Raw genomic sequence first — 17,945 nt, forward strand, 5'->3', positions numbered from 1 at the left:
CCCAAGTGTTTGCCGTAAACAATTCGGAGTATAACTGTTAGACATCTAACTGTCAACAAACTAATATTCCTTTGACACGAAAGCTATATATCTGTATAGTTTATTTACTTACAGTTAGTTTTCTAACAATATGAGGAGGTACGATCATGAAGCCTCGCAAGTATACGCCTTATCTGGATTTGTTTCAGGTTATTGGCCTTAAGTTAAAGAAAAAAGCGGACGGTAGCATAAAAGAACTAGGATTAAACGCTCAACAAGGAAAAATACTTTGCTATATCTACGAGAATCAAGAAACCGGATTGATTCAGAGGGATCTTGCTGATCGGTTTCATCTGCGTGGGGCTAGCATTACAAGTATGCTTCAAGGTCTTGAGCAAAGAGGATTTATCGAGCGTAAAATCCCAGCCAATAATGAACGGCAAAAAAATATTTATGTTTTACCAAAGGCCATTGAATTGATTGAAGACTTTAATGACTCTTTTCAAAAGGTGGAGGAAGAAATCGTTCAAGTCCTTACTGAAGAGGAGAAGCAAACCTTGAAGGGATTGTTGATCAGAATTAATGAACGCTTATAATTGCGATTGGGATCTGCATTGAAGGTCGCCTGGATTTCTCTATTTCATTAGGCTATGTAATATTGTCCAATAAGCGGAGATTAAAGGTTCAATAGTGGCTACAATGAATGATTACGCTATCGGAAGAAGATAGTTGAATGAATGACAACAGCGGCAGTCTAAGACTTTATTTATCAAGTCTTAGACTGCCGCTGTTTCTTTTATTGGATCAGTCTAAAACTTTATTTTCTGCTGACAACAGGGTTGTTTTGATAGGATTAGCAGTTAACAGTTCCAAAACATTTAGCATTAATTCCATAGGTATATTACTCTAGTGAAGGGGGGAGTATATATACTAATTATCTGCAATTTTTAAACAAGGAGGCTTTTGCATGAATGACCATCTCATTATTTTAATCAGAAGTTTTTCAGCATTCTTTATCCTAATGATAATTGGGAGAATATTAGGGAAGCAAACCCTTTCCAATATGAACTTTCATGAATTCGTAACGGCAGTTATATTAGGAGCGATGGCGGCTAACTTTGCATTTAACGAAAAAATAGAAGTTATCCACCTATTAATAGCCCTGTCCGTTTTTACAGTTACTTCTTATGTTTTAGCCAAGGTTTTTTTGAAATTCAGAAGCTTTAAGATGTGGACAGAAGGAACTCCCACCGTTCTCATCGAAGGAGGGCGCATTCTCGAAGATAACTTGAAAAAAAATAATATGACATTGGATTCTTTAAACCAGCAGCTTCGCGAGAAAGATATTTTTAATATAGAAGAAGTGGAGTACGCTCTACTTGAGATTAACGGAAAACTGTCTGCCCAAAAGAAAAAGGAACTGCAAGCCGTGACATTAAAAGACCTACAGTTGAATGCAGGCAATGTCCCACAGTTCCCAATTGAGCTTGTAATCGACGGACAGCTTTTGCATGGTAATTTAAACTCCAACCATATTTCTGAATCCTGGATGAACTCCCAACTCAAAGCACGCGGCAAAAAGTTAGAGGATGTATTCTACGCCGTTAAAGGCAGCAACGGCCAACTTTATGTGGATGAATATAAGGATAATATTCAGCATCCAATTGATATGGAATAGTATTGATTTTCAGAAAATAGCTACTTGAGATTCAATGTAATCAGATAATTGTATTTGGCAGCGTGCTTAAGCTCATCCAAGATGATACCGTACACCGTGTCCTTATAGATACCAGTGGGTAATCCAAACCAGATGTTGCGGTATCGTTCTACTGCACCCAGTTCTCCCATTAAGGCGCGCTGCAGACCTTCGACATAGGAGTGCACCTTCTCATATTTCTCATTACTGATGCCCGTAATCTCCTGTCCTGTCAAAGCCCGGTACATGTCTCTGAACATTTTATTATGGGCGCGCTCATCGTTACGGATGCTTTCAATAATAGCCACCTGCTCTTGTGAGGGAGCCAAATTAATCAATTCACTGTAGAACAACTCATCGTTACGTTCCCCTTGTACCGCTTCCTTTATCATTTGTACTGCTTTTGAAAAGTCTGTGTTCCAGATCGGTACAAAATCGGCCCGCATATAATATGAATTTCCCCAGTAAGAAGGCACTTGATACAAGTTTATTCCTCCCAATGTTAGTTTTTAGAAAGTATATGCACATCTGCCCATGATGGTTCCCACATCAGAAAAATGGATGTTCCACACTAGTCGCCTTTTTATTGTGAAGTAATGCTGGCGACGATTTGACTTACAAACATACTGGGTTGATTATACTGATAATAGCTAACACCGGGGAAGAATTCATTTTTAAAAAATCAATTGCGATTTGTGTCATAGTTGAGGGTGCTGCATCTATTGCTTCCAGATAATCAATTAATACTCAAACTGCTTGTTTCGAGGTGATCGGGTACGCAAGCTATAAGCTACTGAGAAATAGACGAGGTACCTCTTGACAAACATTAGCTAGTTTTCTTTTTAGGCCAATCCATATAAAAAACCTTTAAATTCGCTGTTTTCAATATTCCGATAAGGTTGCCAGATGTGCTACAATAAAGCTTTGAAAGAAACGAAATGTATTATATAAGAACAGTCGGCAGCGCCGATGACAATAAGGAGCCAAAAACAGCTTATGAGTTTATTGACTGTAGAAAATGTATCACACAACTTTGGGGACCGTGCATTATTTAAAAATGTTTCCTTTCGATTGCTTGCGGGGGAACGTGTAGGACTGGTTGGGGCTAATGGTGTTGGTAAATCGACACTTATGAACATTCTGACTGGAAAATTGCTTAAAGATGAAGGTAAAGTGGAATGGACTCCACGTGTGCGTTACGGTTATCTGGATCAGCACACCAAGCTGACACCAGGTAAAACAGTACGTGATGTACTAAAAGATGCTTTTCTTCCTTTGTTGGAGCTGGAAAAGGAAATGATGCAGATTACGGACAAAATGGGAGAGGCTTCTCCTGAAGAGTTGGAAGTCCTGCTGGAACAGATGGGAGAAATTCAAGAGCAACTGGATATGGGGGATTTTTACCTCATTGATGTGAAGGTTGAAGAAATGGCCAATGGATTAGGTCTCTCCGCCATCGGACTGGATCGGGATGTAGCTGCACTTAGTGGTGGACAACGGACTAAGGTGCTGCTTGCTAAATTGCTGTTGGAAAAGCCGAATGTACTGCTGCTGGATGAGCCTACCAACTATTTGGATGTGGAGCATATTGAATGGCTGACGCGATATTTGAAGGACTATCCTTATGCTTTTATTCTAATTTCACATGATACTGAATTTATGAACCAGGTCGTTAATGTCATCTATCATCTTGAATTTGCTAAAATGACTCGTTATTCAGCTAACTATGAAAAGTTTCTTGAGATGGCGGATCTGAATAAAGCTCAGCATATTGATGCATATGAGAAGCAGCAGGAATATATTAAGAAACAGGAAGATTTTATTCAGCGTAATAAAGCGCGCGCCTCTACCTCAGGCCGAGCAAAAAGCCGTGAAAAGCAGCTTGATCGGATCGAACGTATTGATAAGCCTGAGGAAGCTGCAAAGCCAACCTTTCAGTTCAAAGAAGCCCGTGCGAGCGGGAAAACGGTTTTTGAGGGGATTGATTTTGAAATTGGCTACACACATGCCCTTCTGCCTAAAATGTCTATGACGATCGAACGTGGTGAAAAAATTGCAATTGTCGGCTGCAACGGTGTTGGTAAGTCTACGTTGCTCAAAACCATTCTAGGGAAAATATCCCCAATTAGCGGGAAAACCTATCAAGGGGATTTCTTGCAGCCCGCTTATTTTGAGCAGGAAGTAAAGGCTGGTAAAATTACACCGATTGACGATGTGTGGAATGAATTCCCCCATTTGAATCAGCATGAAGTACGTGCGCATTTGGCGCGCTGCGGTTTGAAGAATGAGCATATCACGCGACCTTTATCTGCGCTTAGCGGTGGAGAGCAGGCTAAAGTCCGCCTTTGCAAACTGTTAATGCGTGAAAGCAACTGGGTACTGTTTGATGAGCCTACCAACCACTTGGATGTCAAAGCAAAGGATGAACTGAAACGAGCTTTGAAGGAATACAAAGGGACTGTGCTGCTTGTATCTCACGAACCAGACTTTTACGAGGATTGGGTAACCAAAACGTGGAATGTGGAAGAGTGGTCTAGTAAAGTCAAATAAAATCCAATTCTGACATATTTCACATGACGTGGGGTTTGCAGAATTAGGAAAATATGCTAAGCTATCTTTAGCTGAAACAATAGAATAGTCACACTAGGGGAGCCGCCCATGCGGCTGAGACGGAATAAATGGATTTCGGACCCTTTGTACCTGATCTGGGTTATGCCAGCGTAGGGAAGTGAGCACCGTACAAACAAGGTAGCTGTTTATTTACTTTTGTTTGCGCGGGGAACGATATATGTTTACGGATATATAGTCCGTATAATTTTGAACGTTCGTCAAACCACTTCCTTTGGGAAGTGGTTTTTTGCGTTTCGTTCTCAATTATTCAAGCTCCCGTAGGCGAATTTACATATGATCTCCTTTCATTATTGCTGGCACATGTGGCTAGCTTCATATGGTATCCCCCAATATGGAGCTGGAACAATATAAGTTTAGCTAAATCGATTTTTTTAACATTTGTTCATATTTTTTAGTCCAAGTGAGGTGAAAATGAAATCGAAATCCACGTAATTACGATGGAAAGTGTCACTTGTGTGAATGTGCCTCAAGTGGCCGCCGCTATTTGTCCTTATATTCATCATTTACATGTACGTTTGAAACAAAAGGGTGCCTCTGCTTTGCTTTCATTGACTCGAAGTATGATCGAGCAGGAAGTTCCTTTGCAGAAAATTGTAGTAAATGACCGTGTGGATGTAGCTTTACTTACCTTGGCAGGAACTGTCCAGCTACCAGCTAATGGGTTATCTGTGGCAGATGCCAAAAGCCTACTTTCAGAGGGCACACGCTGTGGAGTGTCTGTACATTCCTTGGAGGAGGTACAGACTGCCCAGCAGGCAGGAGCGGATTATGTACTATTTGGTCATGTATATGAGACCCATTGTAAGGCTGGTCTTGCACCGCGGGGTATAGCAGAGCTTGAACGCATATGTAGATTGTCGGACATTCCGGTGATAGCGCTCGGCGGCATACAACCCCGCCATATTCCAGAGCTTTATCATGCTGGAGCAAGCGGAATTGCGGTGATGTCTGGTATATGGGAAGCTGAGTCACCCGTAGCAGCAGCGATGGAATATAGACGAATGGTGGATCTTGTAGTTTACGAATCTGTACCAAGAAAATGAAACTAAAGAAAGTGGAATAATCACCGGAGAGGAGACAGGGAGCAAATGTCAGAGACACATACACATACAGAGACCAAAGCGATAGCACACGCTGAATGCTTGGTCATAGGTGGAGGCGTGATCGGCAGTTCCACTGCTTATCATGTGGCCAAGGAGGGACGAAGTACAATCCTGCTGGAACGATGGATTCCCGGTGAGGGAGCATCAGGAGCAGCGGTGGGAATGCTGGCAGCGGAAAGTGAAGAGTTCACAGACCTTGAGCTGGCACGATTTGCTCGCTCAAGTCGGGATGCATTCCCTGAACTTGTCTGTGATTTGGAGCGGTTATCAGGTATTTCAGTGGAGTTTCATACCGAAGGCTTCGTGACCCCTTTTCGTTCAGAAGCAGAGGGCCAAAAACGCTGGAATGCTGCTAAGATGCGAGAAGATGATTGTCCCATTTGGTGGGATGTCAGGGAAGTGGCCCGACGGATTCCGGGCTTGACGGATCAAGTAATTGGGGCTATCTACCGATCAAAGGAGACGCAAGTGGCCCCTGTCCAGCTTTGCCGTGCTTACGCAGGAGCAGCTGCGGTACTGGGAGCAACAATATGGACTGGAACTCAAGCTGAGGAATTGGTCATACAGGAAGGCCGAGTTTGCGGTGTACGAACGAATAGTGGATTTTTTTCCTGCGATCAGGTCGTGATTGCCGCAGGCTTGGATAGCCTGAAATTGCTGGAGCAGATTGGGTTTGATTATCCGCTTTATCCGGTCAAGGGCGAAGCGGTAGCCGTCTCCTTGAAGGATTATCCGTTGGATTATACCATTTATGCCGACGATGTTTACCTCGTACCTAAACAGAATAACGAGCTTTGGATTGGGGCCACAAGTCTTCCGCATCAATATGACAAAAAGGTGACTGTAGGAGGTATAGAGGGGCTACTGAAACGTGCATCTGCCTGGTTGCCGCGTGTGCATGAAGCTTCTTTTATACGTGCCTGGGCGGGCTTGCGTCCCCAGGCAGCAGCAGAACGCCCTTTCATAGGCCCTGTTCCTGGAGTAAAGGGCGTTTATGCTGCGGTCGGGCATTATCGCAACGGTGTCCTGCTTAGTGATGCGACTGGGCGAGCGATGGCAGCATTGCTTAAAGGGTCTGATGCGGCTGGACTTGGAATAAGCAAATTTTCTTCTGAACTCCTCAAGGAGGAAAGCTTATGAAGCTGACCATTAACGGACAGAGCATGATCATTTCTAATCGAATCACTTGTGTGGACCAGTTACTCCATGAACTTGATTTAAAGGTGAAAACTGTAGTAGTAGAGCTGAATCGACATATATTGACCTGTGAAGATCATCATGAAGCGGTACTGAAGGATGGAGATTGCCTGGAAATTGTACATTTTGTAGGAGGCGGTTGATCGTGTTAACCATTGGAAAAGCATCGTTTACCTCAAGGCTGTTGCTGGGAACAGGCAAATTCACGGATCTGGACATCCAATCCCAAGCTGTAGAGGCTGCTGAGACAGAAATATTAACGTTTGCTGTGCGCAGACTAAATTTGGAGGAACGGGACAAGCAGCATTTTCTCGATACACTGGATTTGAGCCAGTATACACTTCTTCCCAACACAGCAGGAGCAACAACAGCAGAAGAGGCAATCCGTATTGCCAAGTTGGCAAAAGCCTCCGGTTTGTGCGATATGATTAAGGTGGAAGTCATTGGGGACAGCAAGACGCTGTTGCCTGACCCTTTTGAAACGTTGAAGGCCAGTGAAAAGCTGCTAGAGGAAGGCTTTGTCGTGCTGCCCTACATATCGGATGATGTGATACTAGCGAAGAGGTTGCAAGAGCTTGGAGTACATGCCGTTATGCCTGGGGCGTCACCGATTGGTACAGGACATGGCTTGCTCAATCCGTTTTCATTAGAGCTGATTATTGAGCAAGCAGAAGTTCCGGTCATTGTCGATGCTGGTATTCGCTCACCTGGTGACGCAGCAATGGCGATGCAGTTGGGAGCAGATGGTGTTCTGTTAAATACAGCCGTCTCGGGGGCGAAGAACCCTGTGAAAATGGCTGAGGCCATGAAGCTGGCTGTACGTGCAGGCAGATATGGTTTTGAGGCAGGGATGATTCCTATAAAACGTTATGCTTCAGCAAGCAGTCCGACAGAAGGTTTGGTTCAAGGATGAGGCTAACTGGAAAATCCGGTGCTGAAGCACCACCAAGTGACCGTTATTCCAGACAGGAAAGGTTCGCACCTTTTGGGCTAATAGGACAACGCCGGCTTGCTTCCTCTCATGTACTGATCGTAGGTGTAGGAGCGCTGGGTACGGGGATTGCGGAGACGCTAGTTCGTGGAGGCGTGGGTACGGTAAGTCTTGTAGACCGCGATTATGTGGAATGGAGCAATTTGCAGCGCCAGCAGCTGTTTCAGGAAAGTGACGCTGTGCAAAGATGGCCCAAAGCAGTTGCTGCCCAGCGAAGATTAAAGGATATTAATTCGCAAACAGTCATACATGCACATGTCTTGGATGTTGGGGTGGAGGAGCTGGAAGAGTTGATCCAGGGGGTGGATCTCATGATGGATGCAACCGATAATTTCGATACCCGACTTCTTATGAATGACATGGCACTCAAGTATCACATTCCTTGGATTTATGGAGGATGCGTGGGTAGCTACGGTGTAACTTACACTATTTTACCGAATCAAACGCCTTGTCTACACTGTCTGATGGGAACTGTACCGCTTGGAGGGGAGACCTGCGAAACGGCCGGGATTATTCCGCAGGCAGTACAAATGGTCACCGCTAACCAGACTACGGAAGCTTTCAAACTTCTTGGTGGATATCCTGACGATTTGAGAGGAAAGTTACTTTCGTTTGATTTGTGGAAAAATGAGTACGTAGCAATCGGAGTAGATCGACTTAAAAAGGTGGATTGTCCTTCTTGCGGAAGCCAACCGACATATCCGTATTTATCGGTCTCTTCTCGGCAGAAAACAGAAGTTTTGTGCGGTAGGGATACCGTTCAGATCAGACCCGCAAACCCGACACATCTGAATCTCACAGAGATAGCAGATCGATTTGCGACATTAAGCGAGGGAAACGTAGAGTGGAATTCATATCTGGTTTCCCTTAGTGTGGGCGAGCATCGCTTGGTTGTTTTTGCAGATGGCAGAGCATTGATCCATGGGACAAAGGACGTGGCAAAGGCAAGAAGTCTATATCATCGCTACTTGGGCTGAAAACTATAAAAGCAGAAAGCCATTCTTTAAAGAATGATTTTCTGCTTTTTTGTTACACTAATACAAATATGTTTTAATGGCTTATAACAAACTTGTTCGTATTCAATATGTAATGCGATGTCCAAACCAGGTGGGTGAAAAGATGAGCCCGTTAATTGTACTTGTGGATGAAAATGAAGCGCCCGTTGTATTCGTTCGTCCATTGGAGCAAGCAGGTTATCGTGTGGTTCATGTTCGCAATACGTCAGAAGCAAGCTCTTATGCAGTTCAGAATCCTGTGAGCTTGCTACTCCTGAGCATTAATGATGAACAGGCGGGCGCTCAAGGCTTGATTCGCATATTGCAGCAGAACCATCCTCATGTTCCGATACTTGCCATGATTTCATCAGATGAGGAGGCGCCTATGGTTTCCTGCTTTGAACAAGGAGCACATGATGTAATGGTAGTGCCCTTTTATCCCAGAGTTCTTCAGGCTAGAGTAGCTAATTTGTTACGCATTTTTGGTATTGAACGTGATATGACAAGAGCAATCGAGGCAGGGGATTTACATATAGACACTGCAAGCAGGATGGTGAGCAGAGGAGAGCGAAAATTGGAATTAACTCCGAAGGAATTTGATCTATTGCTGCATCTGGCAATACATCTTAATCAAGTTTGCAGTAGGCAGCAAATTCTGAAGGATGTCTGGAAACATGATTACATCGTTGATACGAACGTAGTAGACGTGTACATCAGGCATTTGAGGGTTAAAGTAGATAAGGGGCAAAAGTTTAAAATGATTCGAACTGAACGAGGCATTGGCTATTCACTGAGAACACCAACCGAAGCAAATTAGTTAGCATGAGCAATAAAAAAAGCCGGAACTTTTCGTCCCGGCTCACCGATTTAGTATAGGTTTTTATACTATGAGTTTTACATTACAGCACGCGACGTGCTTTAATGTATGTTCTTTTCCAGTTGCCAGAGTTCAAATCAGAGATGGTCACCCCAGGTGCACCATAAGTGTGTAAAATTTTACCCCCGCCCATATAGACTGCTACGTGAGTAATGTTACGTCCTGTGGCACGGCTACCGCTTGAAAAGAACACTAGGTCTCCTTTTTTCAAATTAGACTTGGATACGGCATGTCCGACTTTAGACTGTTCGACAGAAGTACGCGGTAAATCGACTCCGTATTTCTTGAATATGTGCTTCATGAAAGAAGAACAGTCAAAATTACGTGTGGTGCTTGTGGAAGCTCCAAACTTATAAGGAGTACCCATATATTGTTTGCCATAGTTAATTACTTTTTGACCTACAGTAGTAGTAGCAGTAGCAGCTTGTACTGTATTTGTTCCCTCAATGGCAAAAGTACCAAAGCCGATCGTGGCAGCGACTCCTGCGATAATTACCTTTTTTATGATTTTATGCATATTCATGTTGTAAGTACCTCCAAAAATTGATTTGTGCAATATTTTGCTGAGTTGCTAACTTACTGACAGCGTTGAGTATAACAGTTTTGAAGCCACCTAATAGTTGGAAAACTACTCTCAAATGCTTGAGGGACAAGGCTTACGTCGTAATTATTAAAAAACGATTAAAAATTACAATTTGTAAAAAATAAAATAATTTTAGAGCCTGTAAAAATGGAAAAACCCTTGTTAATCAAGGGTTTTGAGTGTGTAAACAACTCTTATAAAAGTTACAACAATGTCATAATTAATCCTTGCTTTGAATAACGAGTAGTAGACCACTTCTAATAGAAATCGTCCCTTTTGTAGCTGTTAGCTTATTGCTGACACCACGTGATTGTCCCATTTTGAGAGTGGCATTGTGAAGTGGATACATAAATCCTTCCAGTTCTATACCTGTTACCTCGGCGGTCAAAGGAATCAGAGATGTATATGTATAGCCCATAGGCTGAATCTCAAGCGTTGATCCGGTGAGCTCAATATAGTTATGTGCGTCCATGATAGCGCATCTAATGTGATGCTGCATGGCCCGTACTAATATTTGAATATTGGCTAATGTGTGGTCCATCCGAGTGCCAGTAACACCGAGCATGAGTACATGATCTGCATGTTCATCCATAGCAATTTCTAAAGCAAGCTCCGTGTCAGTTAGGTCCTTAAGTACTGGATCGCACGCAATCATGCGTTGACTTGCTGATCTTACCTGTGCTTGTTCCTCTGGTGAAATTGAATCAAAATCTCCTACAGAGACATGTGGTGTAACACCGTGTTCTATCAGGAAAAGAGCACCTTTATCTGCACCTATAATAAAATCATCAGGGTGTATTTGTTGTAGATCTTCTTCATGAAGACGACCGCCTGAAAATACAATGGCTCGTTTTCTCGTCATGTCCAACATCCTTTCTTTCTGTATACGGTCCCATATATACGATCATTTTAAGTATACCGCGTTAAATATGGCTTGCACAATTTTGGAGGACCTGGCTACAATGGAACAGAAAAAAACGAAGTGTAACGTGAATAGGAAGGGGAACGAAATGATAAACGTTTTATTTGTGTGTTTGGGCAACATCTGCCGCTCTCCCATGGGAGAGGCCGTACTGAGGCATAAAGCAAAGAGACGGGGACTAGACGCAGAAATCCGGGTGGACTCGGCAGGAACAGGTGACTGGCATATTGGGAATCCCCCGCATGAAGGAACGCTAAAGCAACTTAAACTACACGGAATCAGCGAACAGGGCATACAAGCACGGCAAATAACAGATCGCGATTTTGAAGCGTTTGACTATATTGTGTGCATGGATGACTCTAATGAACGAAACATGCGTAAACTTGTAGGTGGAGCGGATGCTGATATTCTAAAATTTATGGATTTGCTTCCTCAAGAAAAGCTAAGAGAAGTACCTGACCCATATTTTACTGGGAATTTTGAAGAGACCTATCGATTAATGGACGCGGGATGCGAGGCCTTGCTGGACAAGATCATAGAAGAAAAGCTATAATGTGAACGACAGATGACGGCAATCATTGCCGTTTTTCATTATTCATTTTTGAAAGCGTAACCAAAATAATATAAAAGAGGAGGGAGCCTTATAGCCTCGTAGGTCAACGCTCCATTCCTCATTGTTCCTGGGATGTTTATTACTCAGGCGCGATCCAAAAAATACATTAGCGCGTCAGGCAGCTCGTTTTGCCAAAAGCCCCACAAATGTTTGCCATCCTTTTCACGGTAAGAAACTTCGGCGTTCCGCTCGCGCAGCAAATCTGCGCATTGACGGTTCAGCTCTACAAAGTTGTAAATGCCGGTATCGCTCTCAAAAGCATCTTCCTGAAGGCCAACTGTCATCCATACATTTAGATGCGACAGTTCTTTCTCACGGGCAATAATTTCTTGCGAAGCTTCATAGTAGGCACCTGAGAGGCTGATAATGCGATTAAACAGCTCAGGATACAATAGCGCCAAATGCAGAGACACACTGCCTCCCAGTGAATCTCCAGCAAGAATACGGGAAGCTGCATCTTTTCTTATAGGATACTTTTGTTCCACATAGGGAATAATCTCTTCTGCAAAACAGGCAGTGTATGCCTCAAAACGATTGCCGAAGGGAGCGTACTCCTGAGTTCTGATTTTGGTGTTCACTTCTACACCTACAATAATGAAGGGTTCGACGCCTTCATCCAGTATGAGACGGTTGGCGTGTGTTGCAATGCGTCCAAAGTTGAAAAATTCCTCTCCATCCTGACAGTAGACGACCGGGTAGCTCAATATTTCATTATAGCCGGGCGGCAAATAAATCCGAAGAGTTCGGGTTTCGCCAAGTAAGCGGCTGTCTACTTCGTCTTTAAGGATGGTTCGTTTTAAATACCGAGAATCCGTCATTTTTCGTCACCTTTCTTGGGTATTATTTTGCATTAAGGATCACAATAAGTTAAGATTACCCTGATTGCAATAGATGTTTAAAATTTCAATCATGTACTAAGCTGTTATAGTAAAAAACATACCCTGTTACATACACAAAAATGTGGTAAACTCAAAAAAAATAACTAAATCTTTGACGCGAGCGATATAACAGGTGTATAATAATCCTATAACAGCGGAACTTGATATTCAAATTTTTTTGTTGAGGTGAAGAAAATGAGCAAGGTTCCTTATGAAGTTTACACAGAGGAAGTTGAGGCTCTATCCGTGCTTTCTCCGGATGGTGAAATTATCAATAAAGATAAATTGCCTAAACTTACAGATGATCAATTGAAAGAAATTATGTATCGTATGGTATTTACACGTACTTGGGATGACCGTGCTGTTAACTTGGGCCGTCAAGGACGTCTAGGCTTCTACGCTCCAGTATCCGGACAAGAAGCAACCATGGTTGGTAGCGAATTCGCTCTCCAAAAAGAAGACTTTATTGCACCAGGCTACCGAGATATTCCGCAACTCGTTTGGCATGGCCTGCCATTATACCAAGCTTTCTTGTATTCCCGTGGTCATCAACACGGTGGTCAAATTCCGGACGGCGTTAACGTATTGATGCCGCAAATCATCATTGGTGCGCAAATTCTGCACGCTATGGGTATTGCAATGGGCTACAAATTGAAAAAACAAAAACAAGTCGTCATTACATATACAGGCGACGGCGGTTCTTCCGAAGGTGATTTCTACGAAGGTCTGAACTATGCTGGTGTGTACAAGTTGCCAGTTATTTTCTTTGTGCAAAATAATGGTTACGCGATCACAACGCCATTTTCGAAACAAACAGCTGCTCTTTCGATCGCTCATAAAGCAGTAGCTGCTGGTATTAAAGGCGTGAAAATTGACGGCATGGATGTGCTGGCAGTTATTAAAGCTGTTCAAGAAGCTGCAGAGCGTGGACGTAATGGCGAAGGTGCAACATTGATTGAAGCCGTTACTTACCGTTTCCGTCCGCATTCCCTTTCTGATGATGCAACGAAATATCGTTCTAAAGAAGAAGAAGGCGAATGGAATGCAAAAGATCCAATTGCCCGTTTTGCGAAATACCTTGAGAAAAAAGGTCTTTGGACTGAAGAAGATACTGCTCGCGTAAAAGAAGAGGCTAAGGCAAAAGTGAACGAAGAAATCAAAAAAGCCGAGAAAACAGAGAAAATGACAATTCCTGGCTTGATTGATAGCATGTTCGAAACTACGCCTAAGCACTTGGAAGAACAAAAAGCCGATTTTAAATAATTGAACTTAAAAGAGACCGGGCGGCAACCCGATCCGGTCTGCTTTTCGATTGACCTGAACTGAAACTGATCTGTCAATGTTTAAGGAGGAAATGAAGCAAATGGCACAAATGAACATGAAAGAAGCGATTCGTGACGCACTGCGCGTAGAGTTGAAACGCGACCCTAACGTCCTGCTTTTCGGTGAAGACGTAGGTCATGTAGGTGGCGTATTCCGCGCTACAGAAGGTCTGCAAAAAGAATTTGGCGAAGAACGTGTATTCGATACTCCGCTGGCGGAATCCGCAATCGGGGGTCTTGCTGTCGGTCTGGGTATCCAAGGCTTCCGCCCTGTAGCTGAAATCCAGTTCGTAGGCTTTATCTTTGAAGCCCTCGATCAAATGGCAATTCAAGCATCCCGTATGCGTTACCGTTCCGGTGGACGTTACAATTCCCCAATCGTGTTCCGTACACCTTTTGGTGGCGGCGTTAAGGCAGCCGAGCTGCATACAGATTCCTTGGAAGGTCTTTTGACTCAAACACCAGGTATTAAGGTTGTTGTTCCTTCCAACCCTTACGATGCAAAAGGTCTTATGATCGCGTCTATTCGCGATAACGATCCAGTATTTTTCATGGAGCATTTGAACCTGTACCATGCATTCCGTGCTGAAGTTCCTGAAAATGATTACACAGTTGAGCTGGGCAAAGCTAATGTAGTTCGTGAAGGCTCTGATGTAACAATCATTACTTACGGTATGATGGTACACACTTCGGTTAAGGCTGCTGAAGAGCTGGAAAAAACAAAGGGTATTAAAGTGGAAATCATTGATTTGCGTACAATCAGCCCGATTGACATTGATACTATTGTTGCTTCCGTTCAAAAAACCAATCGTGCTATCGTTGTTCAAGAAGCACAAAAGAGTGCCGGTGTTGCTGCTGAAGTTATTGCACAAATTAACGAAAAAGCAATCCTGCATTTGGAAGCACCAGTTCTGCGTGTAGCAGGTCCAGATACCGTTTATCCATTTGCTCAAATTGAAGATACTTGGTTGCCAACACCAACACGTATCATTGATGCGGTTAATAAAGTATTGGAATTTTAATTAAAGCACACCGTAAATTTGGGAGGTTTTAAACGTGGCAAAATTTGAATATAAATTCCCGGAGCTGGGTGAAGGTCTTCACGAAGGCGAAATCATCAAGATGCACATTAAGCCCGGCGACAAAGTAACTGATGATGATATCATCATGGAAGTACAAAACGACAAGGCTGTAGTTGAAGTTCCATGTCCAGTTAATGGTACAGTGCAAGAAGTATTTGCCAAAGACGGAGACATCTTTAACGTAGGTCAAGTTGTGGCTGTCATCGACGCAGAAGGCGAACTTCCTGAACAAGAAGATGCACCGGAAGCACCGGCTGCTAGCCCTGAGCCAAGTGCTGCTGCACAAGGCGGAGCTGCAGGTGCGGCTAGATTTGAATATAAATTCCCAGAGCTGGGTGAAGGTCTTCACGAAGGCGAAATCATCAAGATGCACATTAAGCCCGGCGACAAAGTAACTGATGATGACATCATCATGGAAGTACAAAACGACAAGGCTGTAGTTGAAGTTCCATGTCCAGTTAATGGTACAGTGCAAGAAGTATTTGCCAAAGACGGAGACATCTTTAACGTAGGTCAAGTTGTGGCTGTCATTGCTGCTGAAGGTGAACTGCCAGAGCAAGAAGAAGCACCAGCTGCTGTTAAACAAGAACAGGATGCTGCACAAGGCGGAGCGAACACTCAACCAGGTGCAACACCAGCTGCTTCGAATAAAGACGTACTGGCTACTCCTAGCGTACGTAAATTTGCACGTGAGCAAGGTGTTAACATCGCTCAAGTGAGTGGCTCCGGCAAAAATGGTAAAATCACTAAAGAAGATGTAGAAGCTTTCAAAAATGGTGGCGGCCAAGTAGCTGCACCAGTAGCGAAAGAAGCTGCAAAAGCACAAGAGCCTGCTAAAAAAGAAGCGAAAGCTGCAGCACCATCCGCACCAGCTGCAGATCCGCGTGCTGAGGAAGAACGCGTACCATTTAAAGGTATCCGTAAAGCGATTTCCAATGCGATGGTTAAATCGGCTTACACAGCTCCACACGTTACAATTATGGACGAAGTGGATGTAACCGAGCTGGTTGCTTTCCGTACTCGCATCAAACCAATTGCAGAGAAGAAAGGCACAAAAGTTACTTACCTGCCATTCATCGTAAAAGCTTTGGTTGCTGCTTCCCGTCAATTCCCGGCTCTGAATGCTTCGATCGACGAAGATGCTAACGAAATTGTCTACAAAAAATACTACAACATCGGTATCGCTACAGATACAGACAACGGCTTGATCGTTCCAGTTATCAAAGATGCTGATCGTAAGAGCATCTGGATGATTGCTGATTCCATCCGTGATTTGGCTGTACGCGGCCGTGATGGAAAACTGGCTGCCAATGAGATGAGAGGAAGCACAATTTCCATCACTAACATTGGTTCTGCTGGCGGTATGTTCTTTACTCCAATCATCAACTTCCCAGAGGTTGCAATTTTGGGTACTGGCCGTATCAGTGAAAAAGCAGTCGTGAAAAACGGCGAAATTGTTGCCGCTCCAGTAATGGCTCTTTCCTTGAGCTTTGACCACCGTATTATTGACGGTGCAACTGCGCAAAACTTCATGAACTATATTAAACAGCTGCTCGCTAACCCTGAGCTGCTTGTAATGGAGGTGTAATCAATGGTAGTAGGAGACGCTTCTCTGGATATTGACACATTGGTTATCGGTGCGGGTCCTGGCGGCTATGTAGCTGCCATCCGTGCCGCACAATTGGGACAAAGCGTATTGATCGTTGACAAATCTGAGCTGGGCGGTGTCTGCTTGAACCGTGGATGTATTCCATCCAAAGCTTTGATCTCTGCAGCTCATCAATACGAAGCAGCTAAACATGGCGAAACTTTCGGTATTACGGCTGAAAATGTAAAAGTAGATTTTGCTAAAACACAAGAATTCAAAAACGGTGTTGTTAAGAAAATGACTGGCGGCGTAAGCGGCTTGCTCAAAGGCAACAAAGTCGAAGTTTTCAACGGTGAGTGCATGTTCATCAACGAAAACGAAGCGCGTGTATTCAACGAACATGAATCACCACGTTACCGTTTTAAAAATGCGATTATCGCAACAGGCTCCCGTCCTATCGAATTGAAGCCATTCCCGTTTGGCGGACGCATTCTGTCTTCTACTGAAGCATTGAACCTGCCTGAAATTCCGAAAAGCCTGATCGTTATCGGTGGTGGATACATTGGTGCAGAGCTTGGACAAATGTATTCCAAATTCGGTTCCAAAGTAACGATCATTGAAGGTATGGATACTGTTCTTCCTGGTTTCGACAAAGATATGACTTCCATCGTTTCGAAAAGCATGAAGAAAACAGGTATCGAAATCTTCACTGGCGCTAAAGCGGAAAGTGCGGAACAAACTGATAAAGATGTAACAGTGAAATTCTCTGTTAACGGTGAAAGCAAAGAAGTAACTGCTGAGTACCTGCTTGTAACTGTTGGACGTCGTCCAAATACAGACGGTGAACTGGGTCTGGATTTGATCGGTGTAGAACTGGATGAACGCGGAATGGTGAAAGTTGACCACCAAGGACGCACAAGCATTCCTCACATCTTTGCAATCGGCGATATTGTTCCAGGTCTTGCTCTGGCTCACAAAGCTTCTTACGAAGGTAAAGTAGCTGCTGAAGTAATTGCTGGCCAACCATCTGTTGTAGACTACAAATGTATTCCGGCTGTTGTGTTCACAGATCCAGAATGCTCTAGCGTAGGTTACACAGAAACACAAGCTAAAGAAAAAGGCTACAATGTCAAAGTTGGCAAGTTCTCTTATGGAGCAAACGGTCGTGCCGTTTCCCTGAACGCTGCTGAAGGCTTTGTAAAAATCGTAGCTGACGCAGATACAGGTCTGGTATTGGGTACGCAAATTGTAGGTTTGGAAGCTTCCAACCTGATTGCTGAGCTGGGTCTGGCGATTGAAATGGGTGCTACACTCGAAGATATCTCCCTGACTATCCATGCTCACCCTACACTGGGCGAACTTGTAATGGAAGCAGCAGAAGTCGTAATGGGTCATCCGATCCACGCATTGGCACCACGTCGCTAATTCCATTTCATTATCTTGTTTTTGGTTTTCATACATGAAAAAAAGAGGCAAAGAGCGCTATAT

Annotated in this window: 18 protein-coding genes and 1 riboswitch; of the genes, 14 read left to right on the forward strand and 4 right to left on the reverse strand. The window is 43.7% G+C overall.

Features of this window, described 5'->3' with window-relative positions:
- Positions 1-146 precede the first annotated feature (146 nt).
- Together ABEW32_RS17715 and ABEW32_RS17720 are read left to right on the forward strand one after the other, a co-directional pair.
- The gene (locus ABEW32_RS17715) at positions 147-575 is read left to right on the forward strand and encodes a MarR family winged helix-turn-helix transcriptional regulator (RefSeq protein WP_430189934.1); all 429 of its coding nucleotides are present in this window, start codon (positions 147-149) and stop codon (positions 573-575) included.
- A 371-nt stretch (positions 576-946) separates the two neighbouring features.
- Entirely contained in the window at positions 947-1,657 is a 711-nt protein-coding gene (locus tag ABEW32_RS17720; RefSeq protein ID WP_430189937.1) for a DUF421 domain-containing protein, read from the forward strand.
- A gap of 20 nt (positions 1,658-1,677) precedes the next feature.
- Here the strand turns inward: ABEW32_RS17720 and ABEW32_RS17725 are convergent, their stop codons facing one another.
- Positions 1,678-2,121 (reverse strand): ferritin-like domain-containing protein, encoded by a 444-nt coding sequence (locus tag ABEW32_RS17725; protein WP_430190442.1) that lies wholly within the window; start codon positions 2,119-2,121, stop codon positions 1,678-1,680.
- Between the two features lie 550 nt (positions 2,122-2,671).
- Between ABEW32_RS17725 and ABEW32_RS17730 the strand changes: the two genes are divergently transcribed.
- The 7 genes from ABEW32_RS17730 (at position 2,672) to ABEW32_RS17760 (ending at position 9,409) form a co-directional block, all read left to right on the forward strand.
- On the forward strand, positions 2,672-4,225 hold the full coding sequence (locus ABEW32_RS17730; RefSeq protein ID WP_430189939.1) for an ABC-F family ATP-binding cassette domain-containing protein: 1,554 nt from the start codon (positions 2,672-2,674) through the stop codon (positions 4,223-4,225).
- Between the two features lie 85 nt (positions 4,226-4,310).
- Positions 4,311-4,419, forward strand: a riboswitch (TPP riboswitch).
- Positions 4,420-4,743: 324 nt separating this feature from the next.
- Positions 4,744-5,349: a thiamine phosphate synthase gene (locus tag ABEW32_RS17735; protein ID WP_430189943.1), complete on the forward strand. Its 606-nt coding sequence runs from the start codon at positions 4,744-4,746 to the stop codon at positions 5,347-5,349.
- Positions 5,350-5,394: 45 nt separating this feature from the next.
- Positions 5,395-6,549, forward strand: a complete 1,155-nt coding sequence (gene thiO / locus ABEW32_RS17740) for a glycine oxidase ThiO (protein WP_430189945.1) — start codon at positions 5,395-5,397, stop codon at positions 6,547-6,549.
- Complete coding sequence (gene thiS / locus ABEW32_RS17745) at positions 6,546-6,749, forward strand: sulfur carrier protein ThiS (RefSeq protein ID WP_430189947.1); 204 nt, start codon at positions 6,546-6,548, stop codon at positions 6,747-6,749. The genes thiO and thiS overlap by 4 nt, the downstream gene beginning before the upstream one ends.
- Positions 6,750-6,751: 2 nt before the next feature.
- Positions 6,752-7,519, forward strand: coding sequence for a thiazole synthase (locus tag ABEW32_RS17750; protein ID WP_430189950.1), 768 nt, complete (start codon positions 6,752-6,754; stop codon positions 7,517-7,519).
- Positions 7,516-8,574, forward strand: coding sequence for a ThiF family adenylyltransferase (locus ABEW32_RS17755; protein WP_430189953.1), 1,059 nt, complete (start codon positions 7,516-7,518; stop codon positions 8,572-8,574). Before ABEW32_RS17750 ends, ABEW32_RS17755 begins: the two co-directional genes overlap by 4 nt.
- Positions 8,575-8,716: 142 nt before the next feature.
- Complete coding sequence (locus tag ABEW32_RS17760) at positions 8,717-9,409, forward strand: response regulator transcription factor (protein WP_430189956.1); 693 nt, start codon at positions 8,717-8,719, stop codon at positions 9,407-9,409.
- 82 nt (positions 9,410-9,491) lie between these two features.
- Here the strand turns inward: ABEW32_RS17760 and ABEW32_RS17765 are convergent, their stop codons facing one another.
- Both ABEW32_RS17765 and ABEW32_RS17770 read right to left on the reverse strand, forming a co-directional pair.
- The gene (locus ABEW32_RS17765) at positions 9,492-9,992 is read right to left on the reverse strand and encodes a C40 family peptidase (RefSeq protein ID WP_430189959.1); all 501 of its coding nucleotides are present in this window, start codon (positions 9,990-9,992) and stop codon (positions 9,492-9,494) included.
- 280 nt (positions 9,993-10,272) lie between these two features.
- Entirely contained in the window at positions 10,273-10,914 is a 642-nt protein-coding gene (locus ABEW32_RS17770) for a thiamine diphosphokinase (RefSeq protein WP_430189961.1), read from the reverse strand.
- Between the two features lie 148 nt (positions 10,915-11,062).
- Between ABEW32_RS17770 and ABEW32_RS17775 the strand changes: the two genes are divergently transcribed.
- Positions 11,063-11,527 carry a low molecular weight protein-tyrosine-phosphatase gene (locus tag ABEW32_RS17775; RefSeq protein WP_430189963.1) on the forward strand — a complete coding sequence of 155 codons (465 nt, stop codon included), beginning with the start codon at positions 11,063-11,065 and terminating at the stop codon, positions 11,525-11,527.
- Positions 11,528-11,670: 143 nt separating this feature from the next.
- On the opposite strand, the gene ABEW32_RS17780 is transcribed toward ABEW32_RS17775, so the two are convergent.
- The gene (locus ABEW32_RS17780; RefSeq protein WP_013371458.1) at positions 11,671-12,405 is read right to left on the reverse strand and encodes an alpha/beta hydrolase; all 735 of its coding nucleotides are present in this window, start codon (positions 12,403-12,405) and stop codon (positions 11,671-11,673) included.
- A gap of 255 nt (positions 12,406-12,660) precedes the next feature.
- Here ABEW32_RS17780 and pdhA point away from each other — a divergent pair, with 255 nt between their 5' ends.
- The 4 genes from pdhA to lpdA all read left to right on the forward strand — a co-directional run bounded on the left by pdhA (position 12,661) and on the right by lpdA (position 17,882).
- The gene (pdhA, locus tag ABEW32_RS17785) at positions 12,661-13,728 is read left to right on the forward strand and encodes a pyruvate dehydrogenase (acetyl-transferring) E1 component subunit alpha (RefSeq protein WP_013371457.1); all 1,068 of its coding nucleotides are present in this window, start codon (positions 12,661-12,663) and stop codon (positions 13,726-13,728) included.
- A gap of 100 nt (positions 13,729-13,828) precedes the next feature.
- Positions 13,829-14,809 carry an alpha-ketoacid dehydrogenase subunit beta gene (locus ABEW32_RS17790; RefSeq protein WP_013371456.1) on the forward strand — a complete coding sequence of 327 codons (981 nt, stop codon included), beginning with the start codon at positions 13,829-13,831 and terminating at the stop codon, positions 14,807-14,809.
- A 34-nt stretch (positions 14,810-14,843) separates the two neighbouring features.
- The gene (locus ABEW32_RS17795) at positions 14,844-16,457 is read left to right on the forward strand and encodes a 2-oxo acid dehydrogenase subunit E2 (RefSeq protein WP_430189966.1); all 1,614 of its coding nucleotides are present in this window, start codon (positions 14,844-14,846) and stop codon (positions 16,455-16,457) included.
- Positions 16,458-16,460: 3 nt separating this feature from the next.
- Positions 16,461-17,882: a dihydrolipoyl dehydrogenase gene (gene lpdA / locus ABEW32_RS17800; RefSeq protein ID WP_013371454.1), complete on the forward strand. Its 1,422-nt coding sequence runs from the start codon at positions 16,461-16,463 to the stop codon at positions 17,880-17,882.
- Positions 17,883-17,945: the final 63 nt, after the last annotated feature.

The sequence above is a fragment of the Paenibacillus jamilae genome (assembly GCF_050482105.1).
Classification (GTDB): Bacteria; Bacillota; Bacilli; order Paenibacillales; family Paenibacillaceae; genus Paenibacillus; species Paenibacillus jamilae_B.

What these genes read in the sequence shown, in the direction of transcription:
- thiS (WP_430189947.1), top strand. Translation starts at nt 6,546, where the DNA reads ATGAAGCTGACCATTAACGGACAGAGCATGATCATTTCTAATCGAATC.
- ABEW32_RS17720 (WP_430189937.1), top strand. Translation starts at nt 947, where the DNA reads ATGAATGACCATCTCATTATTTTAATCAGAAGTTTTTCAGCATTCTTT.
- pdhA (WP_013371457.1), top strand. Translation starts at nt 12,661, where the DNA reads ATGAGCAAGGTTCCTTATGAAGTTTACACAGAGGAAGTTGAGGCTCTA.
- ABEW32_RS17765 (WP_430189959.1), bottom strand. Translation starts at nt 9,992, where the DNA reads ATGAATATGCATAAAATCATAAAAAAGGTAATTATCGCAGGAGTCGCT.
- ABEW32_RS17780 (WP_013371458.1), bottom strand. Translation starts at nt 12,405, where the DNA reads ATGACGGATTCTCGGTATTTAAAACGAACCATCCTTAAAGACGAAGTA.
- ABEW32_RS17755 (WP_430189953.1), top strand. Translation starts at nt 7,516, where the DNA reads ATGAGGCTAACTGGAAAATCCGGTGCTGAAGCACCACCAAGTGACCGT.
- ABEW32_RS17775 (WP_430189963.1), top strand. Translation starts at nt 11,063, where the DNA reads ATGATAAACGTTTTATTTGTGTGTTTGGGCAACATCTGCCGCTCTCCC.
- ABEW32_RS17770 (WP_430189961.1), bottom strand. Translation starts at nt 10,914, where the DNA reads ATGACGAGAAAACGAGCCATTGTATTTTCAGGCGGTCGTCTTCATGAA.
- ABEW32_RS17730 (WP_430189939.1), top strand. Translation starts at nt 2,672, where the DNA reads ATGAGTTTATTGACTGTAGAAAATGTATCACACAACTTTGGGGACCGT.
- lpdA (WP_013371454.1), top strand. Translation starts at nt 16,461, where the DNA reads ATGGTAGTAGGAGACGCTTCTCTGGATATTGACACATTGGTTATCGGT.
- ABEW32_RS17760 (WP_430189956.1), top strand. Translation starts at nt 8,717, where the DNA reads ATGAGCCCGTTAATTGTACTTGTGGATGAAAATGAAGCGCCCGTTGTA.
- ABEW32_RS17725 (WP_430190442.1), bottom strand. Translation starts at nt 2,121, where the DNA reads ATGCGGGCCGATTTTGTACCGATCTGGAACACAGACTTTTCAAAAGCA.
- ABEW32_RS17790 (WP_013371456.1), top strand. Translation starts at nt 13,829, where the DNA reads ATGGCACAAATGAACATGAAAGAAGCGATTCGTGACGCACTGCGCGTA.
- ABEW32_RS17735 (WP_430189943.1), top strand. Translation starts at nt 4,744, where the DNA reads ATGGAAAGTGTCACTTGTGTGAATGTGCCTCAAGTGGCCGCCGCTATT.
- thiO (WP_430189945.1), top strand. Translation starts at nt 5,395, where the DNA reads ATGTCAGAGACACATACACATACAGAGACCAAAGCGATAGCACACGCT.
- ABEW32_RS17715 (WP_430189934.1), top strand. Translation starts at nt 147, where the DNA reads ATGAAGCCTCGCAAGTATACGCCTTATCTGGATTTGTTTCAGGTTATT.